Below are 10,880 nucleotides of genomic sequence, written 5' to 3' on the forward strand. Positions count from 1 at the left end.
CATGAAAGAGAGGACGGTTCTCGTCGCACTCGGGGGAAACGCCCTCCTGAAACGCGGAGAAAGTCCGGACCCCGCAGTCCAGAGAGAGAACGTCCGCAGGGCTGCAGAGGCCCTGGCACCGCTTGCCAAAGAATACAGACTGGTTCTCACACACGGAAACGGGCCGCAGGTCGGCCTTCTTGCACTCCAGGCGGCGGCATATACGAAGAGCGAACCGTATCCGCTCGACATCCTCGGGGCGGAGACAGAAGGGATGATCGGGTACCTGATCGAGCAGGAGCTCAGGAATATCCTCCCGGCAGACGTCCCGGTCGCGACAATGCTCACGATGACGGCGGTGGACCCTGACGATCCTGCATTCGGAGACCCCGAAAAGTTCGTCGGCCCGGTGTATACCAAAGAGCAGGCGGGAGAGGTCGGGAATGCGACGGGGTGGACGTTCAGGCAGGACGGTTTCGACTGGAGACGGGTCGTTCCCTCTCCCGAGCCGGTGAAGATACTGGAAATGAAGCCGATCAGGTGGCTGATAGAGAAGGGTGCGATCGTGATCTGTACGGGCGGTGGAGGGATACCGGTCGTACCTTCACCGGGAGGCGGATATTCGGGGATCGAGGCCGTGATCGACAAGGACCTTGCAAGTGCCATACTGGCAGAAGAACTCAGGGCCGACCTGTTCATAATGGCGACGGATGTCGAAGGGGTTTATCTCAACTGGAAAGAGGAAGACAGGGAGCTTATCGGGGAGACCACCCCGCGATTTCTGGGAGAAAACCGGCATCATTTTCCGCCGGGATCGATGGGCCCGAAGGTCGATGCGGCGTGCAGGTTCGTAGAGGCGACCGGGAACCCTGCAGCGATAGGATCGCTCGAAGAGATCGCGGAGATTGCAGCGGGAAGTGCGGGGACGATTGTCCGGCGGGAGAGTGAGACGAGATGAAGCCCGGAGTATACTCGGAGGTCGGAAGGCTGAGGACGGTCATAGTCCACCGGCCGGACATGGCTCTCAGGAGACTAACACCCTCGAACCACGACGAGTATCTCTTCGACGAACTCCTGTGGGTCGACCGGGGGATCGAAGAGCACGACGCGTTTACAAAGATACTGGAAGAGAACGGAGTTGAAGTCCTCCGGCTCGACAGGCTCCTCGAAGAGACGCTCCGGTCGGGCGATGCGAGAGAGTACATCCTCGGGGGCGTATTCCCCGGAGATGCACCGGGGGTCTCGATAGCCGGGCGGCTGAAGGACGCCCTTATGGAGGAGGAGCCGGAGATCCTTGCGGGATACCTCACGGGAGGACTCGCCGTAGACGAGATGGAGATACCGGGTATGAGCGGAATTAAGAGCAGGTCGCTCGTCGCTGCCGCAGCAGGGCCCGATTCATACATCCTCCCCCCGCTCCCGAACACCCTGTTCTCCCGCGACCCGTCGAGCTGGATCTTCGGCGGAGTCACAATCAACCCGATGTACTGGCATGTCAGGAGAAGGGAGGCTCTCAACGTCTCCGCGATATACAGGTACCACCCGGAATTTTCGAAGAGCAACTTCGAGTGCTGGCACCCGAAGGGGGACTTCGCCGGTGTCCCCCCGCCGGGCTACGGGAGAAACACGCTGGAAGGCGGGGACATAATGCCGCTTAAGAAAGGATGCGTCCTTGCGGGGATCAGCGAGAGGACGGGTTCGGGCATGATCGAAAATCTCGCTTCCACCCTCTTCGCAGGAGACGAAGCGGAAAGGATCATCGTGTCCGATATCGGCAGGGACAGGAGCCATATGCATCTCGACACCGTCTTTACGATGATAAACGAAGATACGGCCACGGCGTACCCGGGAGTCCTGGAGAAGAGCAGGACATGGTCGCTCTTCTCCGGCGACTGTGAGGGAACATTCAGTATAAGGAAAGAGGCCGGTCTTGTTCCGGCGATCGAAGACGCACTCGGGATCGACACCCTCAATATCATCCCGACAGGCGGGGACAGGTACGAGGCGGAACGGGAACAGTGGGACGACGGGAACAACGTCCTTGCAGTAAGGCCCGGTGTCGTCGTCGCGTACAGGAGGAATGCCAGGACGAACAAAAGCATGGAAAAAGAGGGAATCGACGTAATTGAGATCGAGGGCTGCGAACTCAGCAGGGGCAGGGGAGGTACCCACTGCATGACATGTCCGGTGACAAGAGACGGGATTTAGACAGATTAGAGGTCCCAGATCTTTTTCAGGTCCCGCATCTCTTTTATCTTAAGCCATTCCTCGTCCGTACGTGCGAATTCAAGCACCAGGTCGTCGGATGTATCGGCGATCTCGTTCAGGCGGGGGTCTTCATGGCCTTTGAGGATTCCCTTTAACTCGTGGGAGAGATTTATTATGCCTTCTGCGGTCTTATGATAGAGTTCGCCCGAGTCTTCGAGCATCTTTTCATAGGTGATGTCTTCGATAACCGCCATCACGTATGCGACCATATGGCCTTCTTTTACAGGGATTTTTGTAATCTTCAGGGTGTGCCCGATCTCCCCAGTCATGACCTCCAGGGTGGAAAAGTTCTCCCTGCCTTCGGTAAATGTGGTCATGAAGTCGTTTGTAGACCCGAAGAGCGGAAAAATTCCTGCCTTTTCGGCAGAAGCCCTGAAGGTGGACTCGGATATATTGAAGAAGACGCAAAGCTCGGCGAACTTCCTGTTGTATAATACGATCTTCATATTGCCGTTCAATACGAACAGCGGGTTTTGAAGAGATTCGAAGATATGATTTTTCAGGCGTTCGGTATCGGTCCCCACCTCAACCGTTTCCTTTTCATGAAGACGGGAGATCGCCGGTCCTGCTTCGACGGCGGTCCCGTATGATGACGGCGATTCCTTTTCAGCCCCTTCATCCCGGTTCCTGGTCTTTAGCACCCTGTGCTTGTGTATCGCCATCTCGATATTGGAATAAAGCTCCCTCTCGCGGAAGGGCTTTATCAGGAACCCGTAAGGCTGGGTCTTGAGAGCCCGCATAAGGGTCTGTTCGTCGGAATGAGCTGTAAGGAAGACGACCGGGATGTCCATCGACCCGGATATCCTGTCGGCGGTCTCTATGCCGTCGATATCTCCTCTTATCCTGATATCCATCAGTATAAGGTCGGGCTTCTTCTCGGCAGCCAGCCTGATTGCGTCCCTGCCGTTGTCTACGGTTCCTGCAACCTCGTACCCGAGAGCTTCAAGAGTGTCCTCGAGCGTCATTGCCACCATAACTTCATCTTCAACAACAAGAATTCTTTTACCGCTCATCAATAACCCCTCGCAATACATACCTTATACTGCTGGTTATAAATAAACCTGATCAAAAGGAACCGCAAATTCGCCATTTTTTTAAATATAATCATAACAACCACACCCCCATGCCTCAAAACAGCCGTCTCCGGCATACGTGATATTCGTGTCAGAGCGGATTATTTTTTGGAAAGCCTGTGCCTGGCTATTGCAGCCTCTATATTAGCGTAGAGCTCTTTTTCCCTGAACGGTTTTACCAGGAATCCGTACGGTCGGGTCTTCAGCATTCGTGACAAGGTCTCCTCATCCGAATGTGCAGTAAGAAAGATAACCGGTACGTCCATCTTTTCGTTTATTCTTTCGACAGTTTCTATACCGTCGATATCTCCCCTGAGCCTGATATCCATCAGTATGAGATCGGGCTTCTCCTTTTCGGCAAGCTCGATTGCCGAACGGCTGTCGTCTGCTGTTCCGGCGACCTCGTACCCGAGATTGAAGAGCGAGTCCTCGAGTGTCATCGCCACGATCCCTTCATCTTCAACAACAAGAATTCTCTTTTTATCCTCTGCCAACAGGATCACTTCCCTTGCTCGGGATGTTTGGGGAATATAAAGATAAACCTTGTCCCTTCCCCGGTGATTATCTCGGCCGTACCCCTGAGCTGTTCGACGGCAAGCCTCCGGACAAGCCGCATGCCGAGGGATTTGGATCCGTCGAGGTCGAAGTCGTCCGGTACGCCTACACCGTTGTCAGAGACCTCGAGATAATAATTTTCGTCTTCACTCCTGAACACGAGCGAGATCTCACCGGAATCCCTGCCTGTAAATGCATACTTTATCGCGTTGGATATAATCTCGTTGATAATCAGACTGCACGGTATGGCGATATTTATCGGCAGGCTGATGATCTCTATATCGGTTTTAAGTTTGATATCCTTGTATTCCGTAAAAGAGAGCGAATCGATCAGGCTCTGGGCAAGATTTATGAAATGCTCCCTCGCGTGGATATCGGAGAGGCTCTCCGACCTGTAAAGGGCCTCGTGCACCATCGCGATTGCCATTATCCTGTTCTCGCACCTGAGAAGAGAATCGCGGGCCGACGGGTCTTCGACGTTGCGTGACTGCATCTTGATTAAGCCCGAGATTATCTGGAGATTGTTCTTCACCCTGTGATGAACTTCCTGCAGGAGAACGGTCTTCTCTTCAAGGGAGCTGAGTATCTGCTCCTCGTAGCTCTTCCTCTCGTTCTGGAGCAGGATATCGTGAATTGCAAAGGAGATATCGCTTGCAAGTTCGTTGAATAGTCCCAGTTCCTCCTGGTCTTCAGAGAGCCCTGAGGGGATCGAGATTATAATGACACCGAATACCACGCCGAATACGTTCTCCCCGTAATCGAGACGGCGGCATAACAGTTCGCCCTCGTCGCCCGGATCGCCTTCCGGGTACATGAGTCTTGAGAGCGATACGATCTCGGTGGTCCTGAGGGTCTCGACAAGGATCTTGGGAGGATTCCCTGATTTCGTCTTCCGGATAATCTCGGCCACATCCTCCCGGTCGCCGGAGCCTGCGGAGTCCAGGTACGACCCGTACCGGTCGGTAAGGATGACCCAGGCATCCAGGTATCCCCTCGTTTCCACGAGAAGTTTCGATGCGCCGTTTATCAGATTATTGATGTCGGTCTCCCTCACGATCAGTTCGTTTACGTTTCTTACGGCTTTGAGTACCCTGTTTAAGTGGCTGATCTTCTCTTCCGCGTTCTTTCTTTCCGTAATATCGAGATGCGTTCCGGTTATTCGCACGGCTTTGCCTGAAGAATCACGTTCGAAAACCTCTCCGCGTGCTGCGATCCACCGCCATTCCCCGTCCTTCGTCTTCAGGCGGTACTCCGTCTCATAGTACGGAGTTTTTCCTTCGAGATGGGCCCTGAGTTTACGCTCCTTTTCATCCTTGTCGTCGGGGTGTATGATCGCGTCGAAAGACATCCTGCCTTCTTCATAATCCTCAGGCGAATACCCGAGCATGGTGAATAAGGCATCACTGTAGAATAATTTGTCGTCCCTGAGATTCCAGTCGTAGATCCCGAGTTTGGTACTTTTGAGTGCCAGGTCGAGCATCTCGGAGCTCTCATACAGTTTCCTTTCGGCTTCCTTTCTCTGGGTGATATCCATGACCATCCCGATAAAAGAGAATTTTCCTCTATGGAGCATCATGCTCCCGTAGATCTCTACGTCGTTTAGGGTTCCGTCTTTCTTAATACCGCGGGCTTCGATATGAAAATCGGGTATCTTCCTCCCGTTTCCTCCGTTTCCGTTTATCGCCGCTGATTTGAAACTTTGAACCGTATCGATAAGCAGCTGCCTGTAATCCGGGTGTATCAGTTCGACGAGATTTACGTTCCCGAGCATCTCTTCACGGGTGTACCCGAAGATCTCGGCAAGCTTCGGGTTGACGTACTTGAAGGTGAAATTCTGAATATGATAGACACCGACGAGGGATCTTTCGATCGGAATCCTGAAGATCTCGTCTGTCTCCGCCCGGCCGATTGCAGATGAGATGATATCGCCTGCAATCATTATGGCCTCCGTTTCGATGTCGGACCAGATCCTCTTCACGCTCTCTACGAGGCACATAACTCCCCTGAACGAGCCGTCGACCGTCAGGATGACAGCAATCAGGGTCTTTATGTTCAGTGTTTCGAAGATCTTTCTGTCCTCACCGGAGACGGATTCGATATCGAGATACACGACCTTATCCATTTCGGGAGGACAGGTTGTCATTCCCCGCCATTCCTGGAATACGCTGAGCCTGATTAGAGATTCAACGTTGGGAACAAATGCATTGTCGTCATTGACCCACTTATACACGTTCTCCGGCGAATACGAATCTTTGAGGGTCCATTTTACCTCGAACAGGCATACCGAAGCCACATCGGCGGCCTTTCCGAGTCTTTCAAGACTCTCGCTGATGTTGTCAGCCCCTGCATCGGCCCTGAGGAAGTTTTCGGCAATAATACTGACCGCATCAAGAATTGCATCCCTCGACCTTATTTCGTCTTCATGCTTCTTTCTCAGGGTCACGTCGCGGTCTATTACAAAAAATGCCTCGGAATCGCCCCATTTCCCGACAACTGCCTTCATTTCGACAGGAATCTTCTCGCCGTTGCTCTTTACCAGGTTAAAGGGCATTGTAATAGATTTATCCGAGATACGGGACCTGATCTCCCTGTCGAACACTTCGAAGGACGGACTGCCATGAATCGCCGCTATATTCATCTCTTCAAGCTGGCGTGTGGTATAGCCGAGTTTCCCGGAGACGGTGGAATTCGTATGGATTATTCCGCCCTCGTTGTCATAGATGAATATGAAGTCGTCAAGGGATTCGAACAGTGATTCGAGGTTGCTCTTGGCGATTATGATCTCCTTTTCCGCGTGTATCCTCTTTAGAGCGCTTCCGAAGATATGTGCGATCGAGTTGAGGGAATTTTTCGACGACTCTGAGAACTTCTTTCCCTTATCGGTTACGGCAAAAATGCATCCTACCGGTTTGTTCGTCATATATACGGGGACTATCAGGACACTTCTTTGGAGATGTGGTTCTTCTTCTGCCGGAACGATCCCGAGGGCGGCGGAATCGATCTCAACGGTATCTCCGCCTGCGATAAACTCCCCTATCCTGTCCCCCGGATCTATTGTCGAAAAAGATTTTTCAAACGGTTCGGGGAGATTATGTGACGATACCAGCCTGTAAGCATTTTTTTCATCATTCAGGAGGTATATTCCAACCCAGCACGTATCCGATATGTTTCTTGCCGCATATGAGGTGAAAGAGGATGATGCACCGATATTGGAACCTCTCAACAAGGCATTGCTGAGCGAACTTACAATCTGGCTGTTCTCCACATTCCTCTTGCTTTCGGTGATATCGGTTACAATGAAAAGAATATATCTCTCAAAGAGCCTTTCGGCAAATACCAGCAGTTCGAGCTTCTCCCCGTCCTTCGATTCGTATTCTATCTCAAATGTCGAGGACTTACCGGCGTTTTCAATGCGGGCCCCGAAGAAGTCCGGGTTGACGCTCCGGGCCCGTTCGAAGAAGAGACCTGGATCGTATACGAAGGCGTGGTTCTTCTCGACAAGGCTCCTCTCTTCGGAATCGTAGATGCAGATGCCGCGGGTCGTATTCTCCAGGAGTCCGTAGTACTTCTTCTCGTTATAACGCACCTCAAGAATTATCCGCGAGATGATTATGCTCATGCTTATGAATACATAGAACTGGACCATCGAGGGAACGAGCTCGTAAAAATCCGGGCCTGCCGATAATGCCGAAAAGATCAGGTATATGAATCCGATGAACACGTTGATAATCAAACTTTTTTCAGGAACGAGGAGAGAGATCAATACGATCAAAAAGAAGATCACCTGGGATATTACGATAAAGGACTCGCCTGAGAGCATGAATATGACTACTTCCGACATAAAGAAGCTGATTAAAGCGATTATTGAAAGCCAGAAAAGTTGTTTCTGCCTCAGGAGGATAGCAAAGTCCACGATAGACAGTTACAAATTATGAAGTTTATAGTTTTCTGAAAACGTTCATGAAACGGAGTTTACATGCACTGTTTCATGCAAATCACAATGTGATTTTCATGTTAAATTGCAGGGATATTGAAAAATAATGCCTGTTGAGGCCATCCCTTTTTTACCGGACGGAGGGATTCAAGATTCGAACGGGACTTCAATTATCCATTCCGTTCCTTTGCCGGGGTCAAGCGAGATGCTGCCTTCAAGCTGCGAGGTGATTATGTTCCTTACAAGGCTGAGGCCGAGTGATTTTGCATCCTCTAAAACGAAATCGCCCGGGATTCCGACTCCCTCGTCCTTCAGTCTCAGTTCTATTGAATCGCCCCTGTTTACAAGACTGATCGAGATGATGCCTTCTTCACCGTCGGGATAGGCGTATTTTATTGCATTTATCAGAAGTTCGTTGATTACAAGACTGATCGGGGTCGCGAGGGCCAGGCTGAGCTCCACATCGTCACCGTCGATCTCGAGGGCCAGACGGTGTCCGGGGTCGTAATTTTCCAGGATCTCCTCCCCGATCTTTTTGAAATGCTCTTTTGCAGGTATGCTCGATATCGAATCGGACCTGTAAAGCCCCTCATGAACGGCCGCTATCGAGAAGATCCTTGTCCTCGCCATCAGGAGACCTTCCCTGACCCTCGCATGATCGATATTTCTTATCTGCATCATGAGGAGCGAGTTGATCAGTGCAAGGTTGTTCTTTACCCTGTGATGAACCTCTTCAAGGAGAAGGATCTTTTCGTGCAGGGATTTCTCAAGCTCCTCTTTCGTGCGGTTCTCATCCTCGATGTCGATTAAAATGTTGAGTGTCGCCGGTTTCCCGTTCCAAGTGATGAGGGATACTGTGAGGTCGTGCAGCCTCAACTCCCCATCCCTGGAATAGCACGAGATCCTGTAGTTAGAAGGAAGATCCTTCTCTCCTGAAATCCTCCCTTTATGATAATTTTTCACTCTTTCGAGATCCTCCGGGCATACAAGGTCGCCAAAAGAGGTTTTATCCAGGTGTTCCGGGGTGATCCCGAGAAAATCGAAGAAACACCTGTTTGCATAGACGATTCTCTCATCCTGTGCGATTACGATCTTTACCTTGATGCTCTCGACAAGTCGCCTGTATCTCTCCTCGCTTTCCAAAAGAGCCTTCTCGGCAATCTTATTGTCGGTTATGTCATAGGCAAGGCCGGCCGTTCCGGTGATCCTGCCGTTTTTGTCCCTGAACGGCTGGACATAGATGTATAATTCCCTGCCCCTAAAGCTTGATTCAAGAACGAACGACTCGCCATGAAGGGCGGCGGAGTACGAATCGACAGTTTCGTCGACCGGTGCGTTCAGGTTGTCGGCAACTTCACGGAGTATCTCAGCAAATGAGAATCCGCGTATGGACTCCGGTGTAAAGCCGATATTTTTCAGCGAGTTGCCGACTGCATAACTGATCTTCAGGTCGGAGTCTGTGGTCCATACTATTACAGGCATCTGGCTGACAAGAATGGAGGAGAGCTCTTCGCTTCGCAGGAGAGATTCTTCGGCGAGAATCCTGTCTGTAATATCGAATACGATCCCGCCGACCTGTTTTCCCTCGTTCTCCGATTCGATTGGAAATTTAAGAATATTGTAGATCCGCTCCTCTCCTCCATCGAGTGCGATTCTTTCGACCCTGTTGTGGAAACCGCTCTCAAGGGCCTTCCTGTCGGATTCAATGATATCGGAAGGATCGAGGTTGTAGAGGATATCGTTTTCGTTCTTTCCGATCCAGTCCTCTGCATACAACCCGTCTCCGAGCGACTGGTTGGAGTTGACATACGTTATTACACCGCAGGGGGATTTGATGAATGCGTGGCCGGGAAGAGCGTTCATGAATGTCTCGAACCGTTCGTTTAACTCCCTGAGATTGTCCTCGATATTCTTTCGTTTCGTCTCGTCCCTTGCACAGCCGACGACACCGACGAGGTTTCCTTCATCGTCGTAGAAGGGCGCCCTGTAGACATCGAGATGCTTCTGCTCCCCGTATATGTAATACCTGGATTCCGTGTTGAGGCTTATTCCGGATTCCAGGACTTTTGAATCGGCTTCGAAGGCTCCTTCGTCGAGATTAAGCCAGCATTCGTCGCCGGAATGCAAAGCACGTTCTCTTTCCGCGAAATATTCAATGCCTTTTCCCAGCGGTTCGTCGGTATCTTCCGTTTTGATGAAGTCTTCGGCGAACGTCCTGTTGACAAAAGTGTACCTGCGGTCCTTGCCCTTCACCCAGATCGCATCGGGGACGTTGTCGCAGACGAGTCTCATCATCTTGTAGAGACTTCTGTATTCCTCCTCCCGTTTCATCAGGGCGTCGTTCATTCTCTTCTGGTTTAAGGCGGAACCGAGAATGCTTGCCGCAGTGACGAGGGCCTCCATCTCCACATCCATACCGGACCCTTCGCTGTCGCCCATCCCGATGGAGAGAAAGCCCCACCAGAATGTCCCGCAGAAGATTGGTATATTTATAACAGGGCCGGGGACGTTAAACGGAAAAAGCACCTCTTCCGGGCCCGCATCGCAGCCGGGGTACATTATTATGTCTCCCTTGAAGAGGGATTCTTTGAAGCCGGAGTAGGATTCGTCATAGACGATGTCGCCGCAGGGGGAGGTCTCCGGTTCGCTCCTGCTTCCCTCGAACCATTTATAGTTGCATGTCGCTCCTTTTATCTCGTCGGCGTCTCCCAGGTTCTGGTACAGGCAGATGTAACGCGACTCGACTGCCCTTCCGATAAGCTCGATCGTCTTTCTAAGGCTGTCCTCGAACGGTTCTTTCGAAAGGAACAGAGTCGCCGCACTGTTTACAGCCTTCAGTATGCTGTCCTTCTTCAGGAGTTCTCTTTCGTACTTGAATGTGCGGTATTTATTGACGGCAAGCTCGATGCTGCTCTGGATCTCGATGATATCGAAGGGCTTCTTGATAAAACCGTAAGACCACGGCTCGACGATCCTTTCGGTGTCGGCAGTATTTCCAAAAGCGCTTACAAAGATTACCGGAACTTCAAGGAATGAGTTGATCTCCCTTGCGGAGTCTATTCCGTCGGATT

6 protein-coding genes are annotated in these 10,880 nt (G+C 51.5%); 2 read left to right on the forward strand and 4 right to left on the reverse strand.

The genetic code is table 11. From position 1 onward, the window contains the following. Position 1 precedes the first annotated feature (1 nt). Both arcC and METPAY_RS01975 read left to right on the forward strand, forming a co-directional pair. Positions 2-937, forward strand: coding sequence for a carbamate kinase (arcC, locus tag METPAY_RS01970; protein WP_048148674.1), 936 nt, complete (start codon positions 2-4; stop codon positions 935-937). Further along, a complete protein-coding gene (locus METPAY_RS01975) occupies positions 934-2,187 on the forward strand; it encodes an arginine deiminase (RefSeq protein ID WP_048148675.1) in 1,254 nt (417 codons plus the stop codon). Before arcC ends, METPAY_RS01975 begins: the two co-directional genes overlap by 4 nt. Positions 2,188-2,192: 5 nt before the next feature. On the opposite strand, the gene METPAY_RS14545 is transcribed toward METPAY_RS01975, so the two are convergent. From METPAY_RS14545 to METPAY_RS02000, 4 genes are all read right to left on the reverse strand, one after another. Next, positions 2,193-3,260 (reverse strand): ATP-binding response regulator, encoded by a 1,068-nt coding sequence (locus METPAY_RS14545; RefSeq protein WP_245611497.1) that lies wholly within the window; start codon positions 3,258-3,260, stop codon positions 2,193-2,195. 161 nt (positions 3,261-3,421) lie between these two features. Further along, complete coding sequence (locus tag METPAY_RS01985; RefSeq protein WP_013328139.1) at positions 3,422-3,823, reverse strand: response regulator; 402 nt, start codon at positions 3,821-3,823, stop codon at positions 3,422-3,424. Next, positions 3,820-7,788, reverse strand: coding sequence for a PAS domain S-box protein (locus tag METPAY_RS13995; protein ID WP_084600651.1), 3,969 nt, complete (start codon positions 7,786-7,788; stop codon positions 3,820-3,822). Before METPAY_RS13995 ends, METPAY_RS01985 begins: the two co-directional genes overlap by 4 nt. Positions 7,789-7,956: 168 nt before the next feature. Beyond that, a partial coding sequence (locus METPAY_RS02000) for a PAS domain S-box protein (protein ID WP_048148681.1) occupies positions 7,957-10,880 on the reverse strand: 2,924 nt, incomplete at its 5' end.

Origin of the sequence: Methanolacinia paynteri (assembly GCF_000784355.1) — an archaeon.
GTDB lineage: Archaea > Halobacteriota > Methanomicrobia > Methanomicrobiales > Methanomicrobiaceae > Methanolacinia > Methanolacinia paynteri.